An 18299-nucleotide genomic window follows, 5' to 3' on the forward strand; every position below is an offset into this window, starting at 1 on the left:
ACTACATTCTTTACTACGTAGCTAAATACAGACGAAATGTAGTACGTAATAATCTTAGCAAATCATTTCCGGAAAAATCTGCATCAGAAATTATTGCCACAGAGAAAAAATTCTATCGCTATCTGGGCGATTTAATGGTAGAAATTGTTAAAATGAGTTCTATTAGCAGAACTGAGGTAATGAAGAGAGTAAAGGTTACTAATTTTGACCTGGCAGAAGCTTACTTTAAACGTGGTGAAAGTGTACTAGCTTGTACTGGGCATTATGGCAATTGGGAACTTTGTATGCTGGCTACTGGTCTGAATTTATCAGGAACCTGTAATGTAATTTACAAGCCAATTAACAACGAAGTGTTTGGAAATTGGTTTGATGGGTTAAGAACGAAATTTGGAAATGTTTTTATACCGATGAAGCAAACGTTGAGACAGGTTATTGCCACTAAAAATGATGTGACTATGTTCTGTTTTGCAAGTGACCAAACACCAAGGAAATCTGATGTGCAATACAGGCTTAATTTTATGAACCAATCTACCCCTGCATTTTTGGGTTTAGAAAAAATCGCATTGCAAACTAACAGACCTATCTTTTATTTCAATGTTAAAAGACCAAAGCGTGGTTATTACGAAATAGATTGCGTGCCAATGTGCCTTAATCCAAAAGATACGAATGAACATGAAATTACAGATACGTTTTTCAGTTACCTAACCAACACTATTTTACAAGAACCTGCTTATTGGTTATGGAGCCATAAGCGATGGAAAGCGAATGATTAGAGGGTAGAAAGCTCGACGGTTAAAAGGATGAAGACTAAAGACTAAAGACCAAAGATCATGAACCTTTCGCCTTCCAGCCATCAACCTCAACCTCAACCTCAACCTTAACCTTAACCTTAACCTTAACCTCAACCTTACCCCCCCCTCATGGAGCCTAGTGTAGCTGTAGTAATTTTAAACTGGAATGGGCAAACATTTTTGGAGCGTTTTCTACCTAGTGTGGTAAAAACTGACTATGCAAATCTGCAGATTGTTGTAGCAGATAATGCTTCTACCGATAATTCAGTTTTGTTTACGCAGCAAAAGTTCCCTCAAGTTCAAATTATTGTTAACGATAAAAATTACGGTTTTGCCGAAGGTTACAACCAAGCTTTGGCTAAGGTACAAGCGGATTATTTCGTGCTACTTAACTCAGATGTAGAAGTGCCTGAAAATTGGATTAAGCCAGTAATTGATTTAATGCAGGGCGATGAAAGCATCGCTGCAGCACAGCCAAAAATTAAGTGGCAGCAAGATAAAACAATGTTTGAGTATGCTGGCGCTGCAGGTGGTTTTATAGATAGTTTTGGATTTCCTTTCTGCAGGGGCAGAATTTTTGATCAAGTAGAAGAAGATCAAAATCAGTACAACAATGATATTCCTGTTTTTTGGGCCAGTGGTGCAGCTTTCTTCATTAAAAGCAAAGCTTGGGCAGAAATTGGCGGATTAGATGGCGACCTTTTTGCCCACATGGAAGAAATTGATTTGTGTTGGCGTTTGAAGAACAAAGGTTACAAAGTGATGTGCTGTACTGCAGCCGAAGTTTATCACGTTGGCGGAGGCACTCTAGATGCCAGCAATTCGTTCAAAAGCTATCTCAATTTTCGCAACAATCTCATCATCATGCAAAAAAACCTTCCTTTTGGAGAGGCTGTAATTAAGGTTTTTGCACGTTTGTGGATTGATTTAGCAGCTTGGTTTCAATTTGCGTTTAAGGGACAGTTTAAATTCGCTTTTTCTATTAATAAGGCTCATGCTCATTTTTTTGGAGCATTCTTTAAAACTGCTGCAAAACGTACAAACAAGCAATTGCCATTACGTAAACATACAGGTGTGCTAAATGGAAGTATAGTTTGGAAGTATTTTGCAGCGGGAAAAAAGAAATTTATTGACTTATGAAAAGACTAATTTACTTCATTATTTTAATATTAACTTGTACCACAAAATTCTCATTTAGCCAAAAAGGACTGAAAGTTGGCGAAAATTTCATACTGCAGAAAAGCAAAAATTCAATATTCATTAGTGCTTATAGACCAAAGGCACTTGTAGAAAAGGCAATATACTCTGTTAATGAAAAGTCGATTTATGCTACAGACCAGATTTCTAGGATTGCCATTGTAGATACTACAAATACAATCTACTTACATAATTTCATCATTAAATCCCTCGAAACCATAAAAATTCCTTTTCAAATTACTCCTAAAAATATTTTTCTAACCAAGGATCATATTTTTATTGGTGGCGAAGCGGGCAAGGAGATGTTAATTCAATACCATATTCAAACAAGAAAATGGTTTTCATTAGAAATACCTACAGAAGTAATAAAGCCAGGCAAGGCAATTGACGATATCGTGATAACGGAAAATCATCTGATAGCGATCGATAATATAGTAACTCCAAAATATCTTCTATTTTATCAGTTAAACACTAGCTCAAAGTTGGCATTATCTCATATTAGAAAACTCAAAGCAAATGGTGCTTATGAGCACATTTCCAACGGAAGAATAAATTCAAAGTACTTGGCTTTACTATCCGAAACATCAAGCGGCTATGCTGGTACACATCAACATATCAGCGTTTATGATCTCAATGACATGCAAAGAAGTTTTGTATTTAGCATATCCCTAAAAGATAAAAAAACTTCGCCAATTAATGATTTCGCCATTGTAGACGACAATTTGGTTATCGCAACAAAAAACAGTGGGATAAGTAAATTCAAAATTGACGAAGCATTCTTTAGCAAATCTCAAAATAAGTCTGCCTTAGATTTAAACGAAGAGGTATCTCCTGCGCTAATCAAATATGACTTTTACGATAAAAGCAATGTAATTAATCTCACCTCAATTCCTCAAACGAACAAGCTGGTTTTTACAATAGCACAAAAAAATGGGCGATTATACAGAAGGATATTAAGTGTAGAATAGTCCTAGATAGCTTCTTTAATCGTCTTTTCTACCCAATAAACCGTATTACTGGCTAATCCAATGGTGCTAAATTTAATTACACCATCTTTACCTACCACAACATGGGTTGGATAAGATTTAACACCGTGTTTGTCCGCGTAAAACCTACCATCAGGAATAACGTTATAATTAAACGGCGACAATTTCAAAAAGGTTTTTAATGTATAAGCGTCGTCGAGTGCAATAGCTATAAAAACTACATCTTTATTCTCTTTGTATTTTTCCACCAAATCGTTTAATTCGGGTATTTCTTGCTTGCAAGGCGGACAGTTGATAAACCAAAAATTAAATACCACAACTTTTCCTGTATCTTTCTTGAAATCGTACTTAAGGCCATTCAAATCTTTCATTTTATCAAAACGAAACTTTTCCCCGTCTTTAAAAACATCACTTTGACGTGGCCTTGGCATTTTGGCCACAGTTTCTTCTCTCCTTTTCTTATTGGCAGCTTTTTGTTCTTCGGTTAAACGATAGAGTAAAAATTCAACTGGTTCTGCTCCTGGCGCACTTTTTAGTTTAACTGAATATTCGCCAGTCTGCATCAATTTTTGCCATATTGCATAAGGATACACACTGCCGTCGGCATCTTTTACGATAGAATTGGCATCTAATTTTGTTGTTTTATTAGAGGTTTGTGCGTTAACAATGTTTACGCACAAAATCAACGCAAACCAGAGTGTTATTTTTTTCATTTTTTCTATTGATGGTTGATAGTTCATAGCTATAAACTATCAACCATTAACTAAAATACTATTTTAAAAAACTTTCTAGTGCTAAGCGGTAGCCATCCAAACCGAAACCAGTCAATACACCTTTACAATTTTTCCCAGTTAACGAAACATGACGATACTCCTCTCTGGCGTAAATGTTAGAGATATGCACTTCAACTACTGGGGTTTTTATTGCGGCAATGGCATCTGCAATGGCTACCGAGGTATGTGTATAACCACCAGCATTAATGATAATTCCATCGTAAGAAAAACCAACTTCATGCAGCTTGTTAATTAGTTCGCCTTCCACATTGCTTTGATAGTAATCGATTCCGATAATGCTGTATTTTTCTCTAAGTGTTTCGATGTAACCTTCAATAGGTTCTGCACCGTAAATAGACGGTTCTCTTAAGCCAAGGAGGTTTAAATTAGGTCCGTTGATGATTTGTATCTTCATTTATTTTATTAGTTAGCGATATCTACTACTCATCAAATATTGACGACAAATAAATATCAGTGCATCTGTGGCTACGAAAACAACTTACTATTATTTTTGTAGCTAAATTGCCTTACGCAATGTTATAAAAAAGAACTCAAATAATGAACACTCAATCGTATATAAAGGGATTTGCCGCTTATCTTAAACTAGAGCGTTCATTAGCAGAAAATAGCATAGAGGCTTACACTAAAGATGTCGAAAAGCTTTTTCAATACCTCGAAAGCCTCGATCAAAGCGTTTCAATCACAAAAATTACGCTGAAAGATTTAAGGGATTTTTTGATTTGGCTGCACGAACTTAGAGCAGAAGCCAGCACGCAAGCTAGAGTAATATCCGGCATTAAATCGTTTTTTAGCTATCTTTTGCAGGAAGATTTGATTACAAATGATCCTTCGGAGTTGTTAGAAACACCTAAAATTGCCCGCAAACTTCCAGATACGTTAAACATTCATGAAATTGACTTACTGATAGTTGCTATTGATGCCTCTAAACCCGAAGGTATGCGCAACAAGGCAATTTTAGAAACACTTTACGGCTGTGGCTTAAGGGTTAGCGAGTTAACAGAACTCAAAATATCCAACATTTTTGAGGATTCGGAATTTGTGCGAGTAGTTGGAAAGGGAAATAAGGAACGTTTGGTACCTATTGGTGCAACGGCGTTAAAGTTGATAAAGATTTATATTGACGAAGTAAGGGTGCATTTAAAAATTAAAAAGGGAAATGAAGATTTTATATTCCTAAACAGATTTGGAGCAAAGCTTTCCCGGGTTTCTATCTTTAATCTCATCAAATCTTGTGCTATAGCTGCCGGAATAAATAAGTCGATAAGTCCGCATACGTTGCGACATTCATTTGCTACGCATTTAATTGAAGGCGGGGCCGATTTGCGAGCCGTTCAAGATATGTTGGGACATGCCAGTATTACCACTACTGAAATTTATACTCATTTAGATAGAGATTACCTAAAGACAGTGATCACCGAGTTTCATCCGAGGGCATAAAAAAAGCCTCCCAACTGAACAGGAAGCCTTAAATAGTTAGCTATTTTGAAACCTAATTTTGAGGCTTCTCAGCTGACTTACCAATCAAATCCATAAACTGATCTAATTTCGGCGTAATAATAATTTGGGTACGTCTGTTTTTAGCTTTACCGGCAGCAGTATCATTGCCTGCAATTGGATTATACTCTCCTCTACCGCCAGCAGTTAAACGCTTAGGGTCTACACCATAATTGTTTTGCAAACTTTGAACAACCGATGACGCTCTCAGAGCACTTAAATCCCAGTTATTTCTAATGTTAGCCATTTTAATTGGCACGTTATCGGTATTACCTTCTACCAAAACTTCATAATCTTTGTAATCGGTAATAATTTTTGCAATTTTTCCTAAAGTTGCACCTGCTTTATCAGATATTTCGTAACTACCAGATTTATATAACATATTGTCCGACAAAGAAATATACACAACACCTTTAAGTACTTGCACATCTACATCGCTCATTTCTTCCCTACTCAACGAACGTGTTAAATTGTTTGTCAACACCATGTTAAGCGAGTCGCTTTTGTTCTTCGCTGCAATTAATTCTTTAATGTATTTATTAGAGCTATTAATTTCGTCTACCAATTTAGAAATATTCACGTTACCCTGACTACTTGCACTTAAACATTTATTTAACGCTGCTTGCAGTTCTGCTGCATTTGCTCTTTCTCTGGCAATGGCCTCGTCTAAGCTTGTAATTCTGGTTTTGGCATTTGAAAGCTCAGATTCTGTTCTAACTAGCTTTCCATTAAGATCATTATATCTCTGCTGAACTTCGTTAAAATTACCTTGCAGTTCGGCATACTTCTTTTTACTTACTCCGCAACTTGCTAGAAGCACAACTCCTAAAATTGCTGATATTGATTTTAGTTGATTCATAACAATTGTGTTAAATTTATTAAAACAACTTATCAACAACAACTACACCAAAAAGTTTTAAAACCGCCTTATCTAGCTCAAAATCAAGACTTTTTAACACTCACCATTCTTTCCTTGCCCTGCATATCCAATTTCAATTTGATATCCGAAAACCCTTTACTGGCAAGCATCTGAATAGTTTCTCTACTTAAATTAGCATTGATTTCGAAAAACAAACGCCCTTCATCACTCAAATGTTTCAATGCAAAATCAGCAATAGCTTCATAAAAGATTAACGGTCTATCATTGCTTACAAAAAGCGCAGTGTGCGGCTCATTAGCTAATACATTTTCATGCATTTCTGCTTTTTCGTCTTCCTTTATATACGGTGGATTACTGACGATAACATCCAATTTGATGTGCGGAAACTCTAATTTTGAAGTAAGGATATCGTCTTCGATAAAAGTCACGCCAACATCGTTTAACAGTGCATTTTCTTTAGCAGTTGCTAATGCTTCAGGCGAAACATCAACCGCGGTTACATTGGCTTTAGGCAGATTTTTTTTTATTGAAATTGCGATACAACCACTGCCAGTACCAATATCAAGTATATTTAAGTTTGAGCTGCTATCTGCAAACTGAGAACTGCAGACTGATAAGATCCATTCCACCAATTCTTCCGTTTCTGGTCTGGGTATCAAAACTGATGGACTAACCTTAAAATTTAAGCCGTAAAATTGTGCATGACCAATAATATATTGAATTGGTTTTCCTGTAGTTAGTTCAATCAATATACTGTTTAACTTTAGCAAACAAGTATCAGAAACCAGCTCTTGTTTTTTAAGAATGTAATCGGTTTTTGTGTAACCTAAAACTTCTTCCAAAGCAATTAAAAAAAGCGAATGCACTTCATCTTCATCGTACAAAACGCTTAATTTTTCCTGATATAAAACAGCTAATTCCGCTAACTTCATCATACAAAAGTAGTCATTTTTGATATTTATATTTCTGCTTGCATCTTTAAAAAGATAGCACAGATACACAGATAGAATTAGTATTAATCATTATGAACTTAATTATTGAATGATAATATTTTCATTTAAAAATCTGTGTATCTGCGGCTAATTTACAGAATGATAACTTTACCAATTTAAATGCTGAAATAAAACTATTTTTGTGAGGATGGAACATGAATTTTACATGCAACGCTGCCTAGAATTGGCCCAATTGGGTGTTGGAAACGTAAGTCCAAACCCTATGGTTGGTTGTGTGATTGTTCATGAGGATAAAATCATTGGCGAAGGTTACCATCAAAAAATTGGCGAAGCCCATGCAGAAGTAAATGCGGTAAAAGATGTGTTTGAGCGATATGGAGATGATGCCCCTAGCCTTCTCAAAAATGCTACCGCTTACGTCACTTTAGAACCTTGCTCACACTTCGGAAAAACTCCACCCTGTGCAGATTTATTAGTGAAACACCAGCTAAAACGTGTAGTTATTGGCAACACCGACCCCTTTGAAAGTGTAAACGGAAAAGGAATTGAAAAGCTAAAAAATGCAGGAATTGAAGTAATTTCAGGTATTTTGAATGATGAATGTGAAACTGTTAATCGGAGGTTTTTTACCAGAATTAAAGAACATAGGCCATATTTCATTTTAAAGTGGGCACAAACCGTAAATGGTTTCTTTGCCCCAACAGACCAATCGCAAAAATGGATTTCTGGAACAGAAGCAAAAACACTTACCCATCAATGGCGCAGCGAAGAAGACGCTATTTTGGTGGGAAAGAATACTGTTTTAGCCGATAACCCGCAACTGAACACCAGGGAAATCGAAGGCAAAAATCCAACCCGTATCATTATCGATAAAAACCTAAGCATCCCTTTGGATTATCATATTTATAACGATGCTGCAAAAACGGTTATTCTTAACGAGATTAAAACGGATGTGGTCAACAATATCCACTTTGTGCAGATGGAAGACATGAATTTTTACCTGCCGCAAAAGATAGCTTATCAGTTGTATTTAATGGATATTCAGTCGGTTATTATAGAAGGCGGAGCGAATATCCTCAACCAATTTATAGCGGCTAATTTGTGGGACGAAGCACGTATATTTACGAGCAAAACCCAATGGGAAGATGGTATAAAAGCGCCAGAAATAATTGGAGAAACCATTGAGCAAATCGCGATTGGCGACGATGAACTAAAAATAATTAAACGGATAAAACCATGATATACCTGATACTCAGTATCATTTGTAGTGTAACAGTCGGTGTAATGTTAAAGTTGGCCAAACGCTATCAAATTAACATTACGCAGGCCATCACTTGGAATTATTTATTTGCTATTTGCTTAAGTTTAATGTGCTTTAAGCCAGATTTAGGCAGTATCAGCATCGAAAATATCTCTCCCATTTATTGGACTTTAGGTATTTTATTACCTAGCATTTTTGTTTTCTTAGCTTTTGCAGTGCGAAATGCAGGTTTGGCAAGAACAGATATTGCTCAACGTTTATCTCTGTTTATTTCCTTAAGTGCAGCGTACTTCCTTTTCAAAGAAAATTTTGACCGTTATAAAGAAGTAGGCGTTGTTTTTGGCTTTGCTGCGATTATTTTTACCATGTACCGTAAAAGCGACCGTACATCGAGCAAGAGAAGTTGGCTTTATTTATTGCTTGTTTTCTTAGGTTTTGGCGCTGTCGACGTGCTTTTTAAAATGGTAAGTCAAATTACGGAGATACCATATACCACTTCGCTTTTTATCATCTATTGCATTGCATTTGTACTGTCTTTTGCTTATTTAATGTATCTGGTAATTACGAAGAAAACTAAGCTACAGCTCATCAATTTCTTCTGTGGCTGTATTTTAGGCATATTCAATTTCGGGAATATCCTGTTTTACCTTAGGGCGCACCGAGAAATGTCAGAAAATCCATCTACGGTATTTGCGGCGATGAATATGGGAGTTATTATAGCTGGCACTTTAATTGGCGTATTCATTTTTAGAGAGAAACTGAGCAAGTGGAATTATTTGGGTTTGGTTTTGGCGCTGGTTGCAATTGTATTGATTACTTTATCGAAAATTTATGCTGTTTAGTGACACCTATCAGACCATAACACAGGCAAGTGAAGGCATTTTCAGGGACAAGGGCAGTAAATTTATAGCTTATGCCTACCCTATTAAAAGTGAAACGGAGGTTAAGGAAATTACCGCAAAACTGAGGGCAGAACACAGCAAAGCCAGACATTTTTGTTGGGCCATACGTTTAACGCCAGACAGAAACGTTCATAAATTTAACGATGATGGAGAGCCTTCTGGAACTGCAGGCAGGCCAATCTTGAATGCACTACTTTCTGCGGATGTTACCAATATTCTAGTGGTGGTAGTGAGGTATTTTGGTGGTACTTTGTTAGGTGTTCCGGGATTAATAAATGCTTACAAGACAGCGACGATAGAAGCTTTAAATGCAGCAGAAATTGTTACCAACACAGTAAATGATGTTTACGAGTTGGAGTTTGATTATTTGTTGATGAATGATGTGATGCGGGTAATTAAAGACGAACAGTTAAACATCCTCAGCCAAAATTTTGACACTTATTGTAAGCTTAGTTTCGAGGTGCGTAAAGCAAACCTGAACCAAGTAATGGGCAAATTAGAGAAGATTGAAGGACTGAAAACCGTATATTTAGGGACAGTATAGCGATATGCGCTTGGCGTTTTGAAAGTAAATCACCAAACGCTTATCGCCAAACCAGCACCACTTAACCAAATGAACTAATGAACCAATCAACCAAATTATCAGAAGCTGATTTAATCATCAACCCAGATGGCAGCATTTACCACTTGAACCTACTTCCTGAAGATATTGCAGATACCGTAATTACTGTAGGCGATTTAGACCGTGTGCCCGAAGTGAGCAAGCATTTCGATAGCATTGAGCTGAAAAAAGGTAAACGTGAGTTCATTACGCACACAGGTTACCTAGGTAAAAAGCGCATTACCGTTATTTCTACAGGTATTGGTACCGATAATATTGATATTGTTTTTAATGAGTTGGATGCTTTGGTTAACATCGATTTCGGCACTAGAACGATAAACAAAGAGCTTAAATCTTTAAATATCATCAGAATTGGAACTTCTGGTGCAGTGCAGCCAGATATCCCGATGGGAACAATTTTAGCTTCTTCTCATGGTCTAGGTTTTGATGCCTTGATGCACTACTATGAGCAAAATCTTTCGGCAGACGAACAGTCGTTATTAGATGATATCAACCAACATTTCTCTGGATTAGAAGGAATTAAACCTTACCTAACGCAGGCAGATGAAAATTTACTAAAGCAATTTGCACACGACATGCCTACTGGCATTACGGCTACAGCACCAGGTTTTTATGCACCACAAGGCCGACAAGTGAGAGCTAAAAATGTTGTAGCAAATTTTATTGGTCAGCTAAATAGCTTTAAGGGCAATGCACATAGAATTACCAATCTAGAAATGGAAACTGCCGGCATTTACGCACTAGCAAAAACATTAGGTCATAAAGCGTTATCTATCAATGCTATCTTGGCTAGTCGTGTAAAGTTTGAATTTAGCAGTAACCCAAATGCGATTGTAGAAAAAGCGATTACTACAATATTAGAAAGGATTTAATCGAGTTTATTGAGAAATATTCCGCTCGTATAGCAAATAGTTAGATATCTCCTCGTTCCTCGTTCGATATGACGAAATTGCCAAGATTTGCCCCCTACCGTCATTTCGATGAGGAGGTACGACGAAGAGAAATCTAACAGCCTTGTTCTAATCGCTTGTTAGATATCTCCTCATCGGGAACATAAGATATTTTTTCAATTATCTAACATCCACCTTATAAATTGTAGTTTGATGATAGATTTCTTCTGGCTGTAAAACTGTAGTTGGAAACTCGGGAATGTTAATAGAATTAGGAGCATGCTGCGTTTCTACACAGAAAGCACTAAACTCTCCGTACGACTTCCCTCCTTTGCCATTTTTCACATTAGTATATTTTGCAGTATAAAGGTGCGCTACAGGTTCTGTGGTGTAAACAGACAAAGTTAAACCGCTTTCCTCATCTGAAGTTTTGCTGGCTAAAGTTAAATCGCCATAGTTTTTATCTAAAGCATAAGTTTGGTCGTAACCATTCACTTCATCCCAGCCTTCCGATATTATTTTTCCTTTCCTAAAATCGTGGTGCGAACCTTCAACTGGAATTAATTTACCAGTAACCACAAAATTATCATCCTGCTCTAACCAGTTAGAGGCATTCATTTGATGATGATGCGACTTCACATTGTCTTCGTTGGCAGAAAGATTGAAATAACTGTGATGCGTTAAGTTAATTGGTGTAGCTTCATCCGTATCTGCCTGATAAGTCAAAATCAGTTCGTTATTTTCGGTTAAAGTAAACCTCAACTGCACTGCTAAATCTCCAGGAAAGCCCTCTTCCCCATCTTCACTGTAATAATGAAAAGTAACAGAAGGATTTGGTTCTTGAGTAACTTCGATAATGTCCCAAACCTTTTTATCGAAACCTTCCTTGCCACCATGTAAGCAATCATTACCGTTATTTTGAGGTAATTGATAACTGATACCGTCTACCTCAAACTCGCCATTCTTAATCCTATTGGCATATCTTCCTACAATTGAACCGAAATAAGCATAACTCGCTAAATAATCTTCGCTGATATAGCCTTCAAAATCATCAAAACCTAAAACAATATCTTGAGCCTCTCCCTTTGCATTTTTTACGATGAATTTGTTGATGATGGTACCATAATTAAACAATTTAACATAGGTTCCTTTGCTGTTGCTTAACTCAACTGCAATTACTTCTTTTTCATCTACAAATATGCCAGTAGGTATTTGGTTTGCTTTCATTATTCTTATCTTAGGCCTTCTTTTTAAGGATTTATTATTAGCTAAATATCATCATTTCATCTGACATGAAAAACCAAATACCCGAACTATTTCAACAAAAATACGGTAAACCACACGAAGCCAGTTACTTTGCACCTGGTCGCGTAAACCTCATTGGCGAACACATCGATTACAACGGTGGTTTGGTAATGCCATGCGCCATCACGTCGGGTACTTGGCTGTACTTAGCTACAAATAATAATGGCCTTATCAGGTTTGCTAGTGCAAATTTTGAGGATTACACAGAAATTCCTGTTCAAAATCAATATCAAAAAACTGGAAAAGAATGGTACAACTATCCTTTAGGTGTAATTAACGAATTACAAAAGGAAGATTGGAAATGTTCGGGTATCGATTTATTTTATTATGGTAACATCCCCATTGGTTCTGGTCTATCATCCTCAGCATCTATTGAAGTTTTAACAGCATTTGCTTTAAATGAGTTCTTTCAATTGGGAGTTGACAAACTTTCGCTCGTTAAATTATCTAAACGTGTAGAAAACGACTTCATTGGGGTGAATTCGGGTATTATGGACCAATTTGCCATCGCCTTTGGCGAAGCTCGCAAAGCAATTATTTTAAACTGCGATACCTTAAAACATAAAATGGTTGATTGCAATTTGGGCGATTATTCTTTGGCTATCATCAATACCAACAAACATAGGGAGCTTGCAGACTCTAAGTATAACGAACGTGTAGAAGAATGTCAGCAGGCCTTAAATGCCTTACGCCAAGAAATCAACATTAATTATTTGTGCGATTTAAATGCGGAGAAATTTGCTTTGCACAGCCATTTGATAACCGATGAAACTGTGTTGAAACGTGCAACCCACGTAGTTAAAGAAAACGACCGTGTACACGCTGCTGCAAAGGTTTTAAATGATGGAAATTTAGAAGAATTTGGTAGGTTGATGTATGCATCGCACCAATCGTTAAGAGAATTATACGAAGTAAGCGGAAAGGAATTGGATGCTATTGTAGATTTCTGTGCAACTTATCCAAATGTAATTGGTGCTCGCATGACTGGTGCTGGGTTCGGCGGCTGTGCCATCGCTTTGCTTAAAAAAGGATACGAAGAAGATTTTGCCAAGCACCTATCAGAAGATTACTTCAATAAAATTGGATATCATGCGACGATTTATGTGCAAGATATTGGCGATGGACCTAGAAAATTGTAGCATTAGCTCATGGTCAATAGTTGATGGTTTCTAAAACTATCGTCTATTAAATATAATCTATTAACCATTAATAAAAAATGATTAAACTAAAATTAGACGACTTAAACAGAGTTGATATAGAAGGCTTTAAGGCGCAGGAGAAACTTCCTGTGGTGATTATGCTGGATAACGTGAGGAGTATGCACAACGTGGGTTCTGTTTTTAGAACTGCTGATGGTTTCGCTGTAGAAAAAGTAGTGCTTTGTGGTATTACTGCACAGCCACCGCACCGTGAAATTGAAAAGACAGCTTTAGGCGCTACGCAATCTGTAGAATGGGAACATATTGACGATACTTTGGTGGCTATTGAAAAATATCGTCAGCTGGGTTATCAAATTATTGCAATAGAACAGGCACAAAACAGTGTGATGTTAAACGTAAACCAACCTACTCTAGATGAAAAGTACGTATTGATATTTGGTAACGAAGTAAATGGTGTAAGTGACGAAGCTATGCAACAGATTGATAAATGCATCGAAATTCCGCAGTTTGGCACCAAACATTCATTTAACATTGTGATTTCTGCCGGTATTGTATTGTGGGATTTCTTCGCTAAAATGAAATTGTAGACTTTAGCCACAGATGCACAGATAGAAAATATCCAAATAGCATATCTATTAAATTATCTGTGCATCTGTGGCAAACAAAAAAAGGAAATGGAAAATCAATTTTTAAAGAAACTGCAAATTAAACTTGGCTTTAAAGCTAGTGTGGTCAATGCGCCAGAAAATGCGGCAGCTATATTTGGAGATATTCCTTCGGATGTGAGTTTTGGATATCAGCTTGAAAAAGATAGCGATGCTTACTTAGTTTTCGCCATTACCAAAGCTGATATGTTTGCTGCCTTGGAAGCTATTCACAAATCTATTACCGATAAAACCATCGTTTGGATTTTCTATCCGAAAGCAAAGACCGCTTTGGCTGCCGATTTAAACTTAATGCAATCTTGGAGCGATTTATCTAAATACAGCCTCGCTCCTTGTGGCTCTGCTGCTGTAAATGAAATTTGGACAGGCTTACGAATTAAGACGGCCAGTAGTCTGAAGAAATCTGGTGTAGGCAATGCCGAAATAGCCAACAACGAATATGGCAAATACATTGATGTGGCCAATAAAATCGTAAACCTCCCCGATGATTTAAAGGAAGCTTTAGAAGCAAAACCCAGTGCTTTAGCCTTTTATGAACAGTTAGCCTATTCGCATCGTAAGGAGTACGTGTTATGGATTGTAACTGCTAAACAGGAAAAAACCAGAACAGATAGAATTATCAAAATGGTTGAAAAATTATTAGCGAAGAAGAAAAATCCATCAGAGAAATAAGCCCAAACAAAAGCAAAGAGCCGCTGTTAGTATTGCATGAGCAGATACTTAGCGTTAATCATCCCCGTGCTTCTTATTGGAAGTTTTACCACTAAAGCACAAACTCGTACCGATAAATTATATACTGTAAGTGGTGTCGGCACCTCAATACCTATAGGCGATGCTGCAGATATATTTGGTCCAAAAATATCTACCACTTTAGGATTAAACTTAGGTTTAGGCAATGGAGGATTGTTTTTATATCCCAAATTTAGCTTGCATGCATTTACCTATAATGCCGCAAGACCAGATGAAGATTTTACTTACACTGCTCAAAATGGGCGAGCTACTACTTACTTGCTTAATGTGGCGTTGGGATATCGCAAAATGGTAGGAAAATTTGCATTTTATGGTTTTGCTGGCGGTGGTGGCGGCTACATTTTAACACCAAGAGCTCAGGTAAACAATGCGTTATCAGAAGTAACACTTAGCAACCAAAGTCATTTTATGCCCATGTTAGAAGGCGGTGCAGGTGTAGAATATAGTCTCGGCGGACTGTCGATTTTCACAGAAGCAAGTTACATGAACGGTTTCCAAAAAATACAAGATAGAAATTTTACGACGATGCCGCTAACTTTTGGTATTAAGCCAAATTTGAGTAAGTTGTTTAATAAGTAAAGTATTTGCGTCCGTATATGTTTTTGAGATAGTTTGAAAATAGCACTTATCTATTTTTTAAGCTCACCGCCGCTTGGCTCCTACTTTTTGACCGCAAAAAGTAGCAAAAACTCTCGGTTGCCTATTTTTCTTTCAAAGGAATTGCTTTGGCAAATCGATGCAACCCGAAAAATAGGAGACCGAAAATGAGCTGAACGGAGATTTAAGAACGCTATCGCTAGCAACGAAACAAATATTTCTTATCTCGAAACTCACGCTAAATAGATGTTTGTCTGCCCTATCGGAGTAACCAACCGTTAGCGCTAAATGGCCTTCTATTTTTTCGGTATGCACTAACTAGCCACGGCACTAAATTAAGTAGAAAAAATAGGCAGCCTTGAACTTTTGTTACTTTTGGTTCAAGCCAAAAGTAAATTTAATTCCTCTACCCCTGCTGTTGCGCTTTTCTCAATCTTAATTACATTACTTAATCCAGAAACGGGTGGTATTTTTGGGTCTATAATATATTTAGGTACTTGATAAGGTACATAATCTATTAACCCAGCTGCTGGATACACTGCCAACGAAGTTCCAATCAGTACAAAAATATCTGCCTGACTACAAATTTCCGCTGCTTTTTCAATCATCGGTACCGCCTCGCCAAACCATACCACATGTGGACGCAATTGCGAACCCAAATCACACAACTCTCCCATTTTAATTTCATCCCCCTTGATGGGGTAAATTAACGAGGCACGCTTTGAGGATTGTGCATAAGTGATTACGCCGTGCAAGTGTGTTACATTGGTAGAACCTGCTCGTTCGTGCAAATCATCAATGTTTTGCGTCACAATAGCCACATCAAACTGTTTCTCCAATTCGGCTAACGCAATGTGCGCTGCATTAGGTTCCGCCGCATTTACCTGCACCCTACGTTCGTTGTAAAACCTTTGCACTAATTCAGGGTCTCGTTGCCAAGCTTCAGGTGTGGCAACATCTAATACGTTATAGCCTTCCCATAAGCCATCGGCATCTCTAAAAGTTTTTAAACCGCTTTCGGCGCTAATACCTGCTCCCGTTAAAACAACAATTTTCTTCTTCATTAATTAAAGCTAACAAAAAAGCCCCTTTGCATTAAACAAAAGGGACTTTTTTATATTGTTAAACTGATGCTGACCTGTAGTAAAACGGAAAGCTACGCAGTAAAATAAATTCAGCATGACGGCGCTGAGAATTACGCTATCGCTGAACTATATTTTAACGATGGGAATTTAGCTTTTAATGCTTCGAAACCTACAAACATGATAACACCGTAAATTAATGTACCATAAAGGAATTTAAGCTCGAATGGAATTGCAGCGACTAAACAAGCCCAGAAACCTGCAAGGGTTTGAGGATAGAATGTTGAGCCAAACCATACACCAAAATCAGAGATAATCCAGTGGATGAAAACGCCCACTAAACTAGCTGCAAATACATTACCAATGGTTACTTTCTTAACCAAAAGCTGTCCAACTAATACCATTAACGCAAATGCGATGTAAGTATAGTACCAACCTGTATAAAAAGCCCAATTTTTGCCCATTACTACTGCTAAACCTAAATCGCTCAGGAGCAATACCAACATTGGCAAAAGGTAAGCTGCAAATTTGTTTCTGAAATAACTACCGCTAAAAATAGCTACTGCACCAATTCCTGTAAAATTTGCAAGCATGCTAAAATCCGACGAAAGTGGCGCTACCATTCTTAATCCTATCACTACCGCAATAAAAGTTAGTAATACTAAAAGTCTGGCGTTTGATTTTCTTTCCATGTAATTGTGTAATTGAAATACAAAGTTAAAAAACTATTTAGGAAAAAGAAGGTAGCGAAGCTAATGATTAACTCACTACCTTCATTTCTTATTTGATATTCAAATCTATAGCACCTTTAATATCTGTTGATATTTCGCCCAAAATACCAGCATTAACATTTTGTGCGGTATAAACCTTAACAAAGTCAACCGTTTTTAAGGTTACTTTCTTGCCGTCTTTATCTACCGCCCAAGAAATATCAAAACTATTGTATTGTTTAGTGGCGTAATCATCTCCGGTAGAATAGCTGTCTGTATAACCCCATTCGAATGGCGCATTAGTTACCAAGCCGCTGGTACTTAAAGTAGAAGGCAATAAAGTTCCTTTAAAAGTAATTTTGTCTTGATTAGCAGCAAATAATGGGTAATAGTTTCTAGCACCTCTCGAAATATTGATTACTTCGCCAGACTTCCCTTGGTTATCTGTCCAAGTTACATTGGTAGCGGCTTTAGGGTTGGTGTAGGTAATTTCGTAATTCTTAATGGTAGTTGCTTTGCTATATTCGCTACCTGCTAATTCATACCATTCATCATCTGGCAAACCGTTACCGTTTTTATCTTGGCTAACCATTACAATACCTGGTTCCGAAAAATGGAATGAAGGTGTAAAAGGATTACCGTAAATACCTAAATCGTAACCCTCTTGGTTTTTAACCGAATGGTCGAAACCGAAAATAATATAACCACCAAAACCACCTAAAGAAACCGAGTTTGATGTTCCTCCAATTAATTTTTGAGCTTGCTCTGGCGAACCAACTGCAGCCTGATTGATGTGCTGTCCTGGCGCTGGTAGGTATTCGAAAACCCTGCTGATATACTTGCTACTATTTGCACCTGGTTCATTTACAGGCACAGGCACATTGATTTGATAAGTATATGAGAAACTGCCTAAATCGTTACTGCCTTTGTAAACTAAAGTGTAATCGCCTGCAAGCGTAGGTTTAAAAGTGTAGCTTGTTTCTTTGCTTACCGATACGTTGTTTAAAGTCCACTCGTTGTTTAAAGTTTTGCCATTGGCGATATTTACTGCAAATTTCTTTTCAGTGTTTACAGCAACGGTCAATGCTTTATCGGTCACTTCCATCGTCAAATCGGGAAACAGCTCTTGCTCTTTTTTACTGCAAGAAAATAATAGGGTTACAAGTAATAACGGAAGGAAAAGGTATTTTTTCATTTTTATAAATTTTGGACTGTTGATATAAATTAATTGTTGATGATTTATAGTTAATAGTCGATGGC

General features: G+C 37.1%; 20 protein-coding genes. 12 read left to right on the forward strand and 8 right to left on the reverse strand.

Annotation, left to right across the window (positions count from 1 at the left end):
• The 3 genes from REI64_RS15255 to REI64_RS15265 all read left to right on the forward strand — a co-directional run.
• A partial coding sequence (locus REI64_RS15255) for a lysophospholipid acyltransferase family protein (RefSeq protein ID WP_308851002.1) occupies window positions 1-773 on the forward strand: 773 nt, incomplete at its 5' end.
• A 147-nt stretch (window positions 774-920) separates the two neighbouring features.
• Window positions 921-1931: a glycosyltransferase family 2 protein gene (locus REI64_RS15260; protein ID WP_308851003.1), complete on the forward strand. Its 1011-nt coding sequence runs from the start codon at window positions 921-923 to the stop codon at window positions 1929-1931.
• A complete protein-coding gene (locus tag REI64_RS15265) occupies window positions 1928-2956 on the forward strand; it encodes a hypothetical protein (protein ID WP_308851004.1) in 1029 nt (342 codons plus the stop codon). Before REI64_RS15260 ends, REI64_RS15265 begins: the two co-directional genes overlap by 4 nt.
• A 2-nt stretch (window positions 2957-2958) precedes the next feature.
• Here the strand turns inward: REI64_RS15265 and REI64_RS15270 are convergent, their stop codons facing one another.
• Window positions 2959-3687, reverse strand: a complete 729-nt coding sequence (locus REI64_RS15270; RefSeq protein ID WP_308851005.1) for a TlpA disulfide reductase family protein — start codon at window positions 3685-3687, stop codon at window positions 2959-2961.
• 58 nt (window positions 3688-3745) lie between these two features.
• A complete protein-coding gene (gene aroQ, locus REI64_RS15275; protein ID WP_308851006.1) occupies window positions 3746-4162 on the reverse strand; it encodes a type II 3-dehydroquinate dehydratase in 417 nt (138 codons plus the stop codon).
• Window positions 4163-4305: 143 nt separating this feature from the next.
• Between aroQ and xerD the strand changes: the two genes are divergently transcribed.
• A complete protein-coding gene (xerD, locus tag REI64_RS15280; protein WP_308851007.1) occupies window positions 4306-5205 on the forward strand; it encodes a site-specific tyrosine recombinase XerD in 900 nt (299 codons plus the stop codon).
• 52 nt (window positions 5206-5257) lie between these two features.
• On the opposite strand, the gene REI64_RS15285 is transcribed toward xerD, so the two are convergent.
• Window positions 5258-6121: an OmpA family protein gene (locus REI64_RS15285; protein WP_308851008.1), complete on the reverse strand. Its 864-nt coding sequence runs from the start codon at window positions 6119-6121 to the stop codon at window positions 5258-5260.
• Between the two features lie 83 nt (window positions 6122-6204).
• The gene (prmC, locus tag REI64_RS15290; RefSeq protein WP_308851009.1) at window positions 6205-7077 is read right to left on the reverse strand and encodes a peptide chain release factor N(5)-glutamine methyltransferase; all 873 of its coding nucleotides are present in this window, start codon (window positions 7075-7077) and stop codon (window positions 6205-6207) included.
• A 205-nt stretch (window positions 7078-7282) separates the two neighbouring features.
• On the opposite strand from prmC, the gene ribD reads away from it, so the two are divergent.
• From ribD to REI64_RS15310, 4 genes are all read left to right on the forward strand, one after another.
• The gene (gene ribD / locus REI64_RS15295; RefSeq protein ID WP_308851010.1) at window positions 7283-8335 is read left to right on the forward strand and encodes a bifunctional diaminohydroxyphosphoribosylaminopyrimidine deaminase/5-amino-6-(5-phosphoribosylamino)uracil reductase RibD; all 1053 of its coding nucleotides are present in this window, start codon (window positions 7283-7285) and stop codon (window positions 8333-8335) included.
• Window positions 8332-9198: an EamA/RhaT family transporter gene (locus REI64_RS15300; protein WP_308851011.1), complete on the forward strand. Its 867-nt coding sequence runs from the start codon at window positions 8332-8334 to the stop codon at window positions 9196-9198. Before ribD ends, REI64_RS15300 begins: the two co-directional genes overlap by 4 nt.
• Window positions 9188-9802 (forward strand): YigZ family protein, encoded by a 615-nt coding sequence (locus REI64_RS15305; protein WP_308851012.1) that lies wholly within the window; start codon window positions 9188-9190, stop codon window positions 9800-9802. Before REI64_RS15300 ends, REI64_RS15305 begins: the two co-directional genes overlap by 11 nt.
• 77 nt (window positions 9803-9879) lie before the next feature.
• Window positions 9880-10752, forward strand: coding sequence for a nucleoside phosphorylase (locus REI64_RS15310; RefSeq protein WP_308851013.1), 873 nt, complete (start codon window positions 9880-9882; stop codon window positions 10750-10752).
• Between the two features lie 198 nt (window positions 10753-10950).
• Here REI64_RS15310 and REI64_RS15315 read toward each other — a convergent pair whose 3' ends face one another.
• Window positions 10951-11997 (reverse strand): aldose epimerase family protein, encoded by a 1047-nt coding sequence (locus REI64_RS15315; protein ID WP_308851014.1) that lies wholly within the window; start codon window positions 11995-11997, stop codon window positions 10951-10953.
• A 65-nt stretch (window positions 11998-12062) separates the two neighbouring features.
• On the opposite strand from REI64_RS15315, the gene REI64_RS15320 reads away from it, so the two are divergent.
• The 4 genes from REI64_RS15320 (at window position 12063) to REI64_RS15335 (ending at window position 15229) form a co-directional block, all read left to right on the forward strand.
• Window positions 12063-13214 carry a galactokinase gene (locus REI64_RS15320; RefSeq protein ID WP_308851015.1) on the forward strand — a complete coding sequence of 384 codons (1152 nt, stop codon included), beginning with the start codon at window positions 12063-12065 and terminating at the stop codon, window positions 13212-13214.
• Between the two features lie 77 nt (window positions 13215-13291).
• Window positions 13292-13822 carry an RNA methyltransferase gene (locus REI64_RS15325; RefSeq protein ID WP_308851016.1) on the forward strand — a complete coding sequence of 177 codons (531 nt, stop codon included), beginning with the start codon at window positions 13292-13294 and terminating at the stop codon, window positions 13820-13822.
• A gap of 87 nt (window positions 13823-13909) precedes the next feature.
• Window positions 13910-14572 carry a YdeI/OmpD-associated family protein gene (locus REI64_RS15330; protein ID WP_308851017.1) on the forward strand — a complete coding sequence of 221 codons (663 nt, stop codon included), beginning with the start codon at window positions 13910-13912 and terminating at the stop codon, window positions 14570-14572.
• Window positions 14573-14608: 36 nt separating this feature from the next.
• Window positions 14609-15229, forward strand: a complete 621-nt coding sequence (locus REI64_RS15335; RefSeq protein WP_308851018.1) for a hypothetical protein — start codon at window positions 14609-14611, stop codon at window positions 15227-15229.
• A 398-nt stretch (window positions 15230-15627) separates the two neighbouring features.
• Here the strand turns inward: REI64_RS15335 and REI64_RS15340 are convergent, their stop codons facing one another.
• From REI64_RS15340 to REI64_RS15350, 3 genes are all read right to left on the reverse strand, one after another.
• Window positions 15628-16311, reverse strand: coding sequence for an NAD-dependent deacylase (locus tag REI64_RS15340; protein WP_308851019.1), 684 nt, complete (start codon window positions 16309-16311; stop codon window positions 15628-15630).
• A 131-nt stretch (window positions 16312-16442) separates the two neighbouring features.
• Window positions 16443-17021 carry a DUF6580 family putative transport protein gene (locus REI64_RS15345; RefSeq protein WP_308851020.1) on the reverse strand — a complete coding sequence of 193 codons (579 nt, stop codon included), beginning with the start codon at window positions 17019-17021 and terminating at the stop codon, window positions 16443-16445.
• 88 nt (window positions 17022-17109) lie between these two features.
• Window positions 17110-18234 carry a PKD-like domain-containing protein gene (locus REI64_RS15350; RefSeq protein ID WP_308851021.1) on the reverse strand — a complete coding sequence of 375 codons (1125 nt, stop codon included), beginning with the start codon at window positions 18232-18234 and terminating at the stop codon, window positions 17110-17112.
• Window positions 18235-18299: the final 65 nt, after the last annotated feature.

It is taken from the genome of Pedobacter sp. (assembly GCF_031119335.1).
GTDB lineage: Bacteria > Bacteroidota > Bacteroidia > Sphingobacteriales > Sphingobacteriaceae > Pedobacter.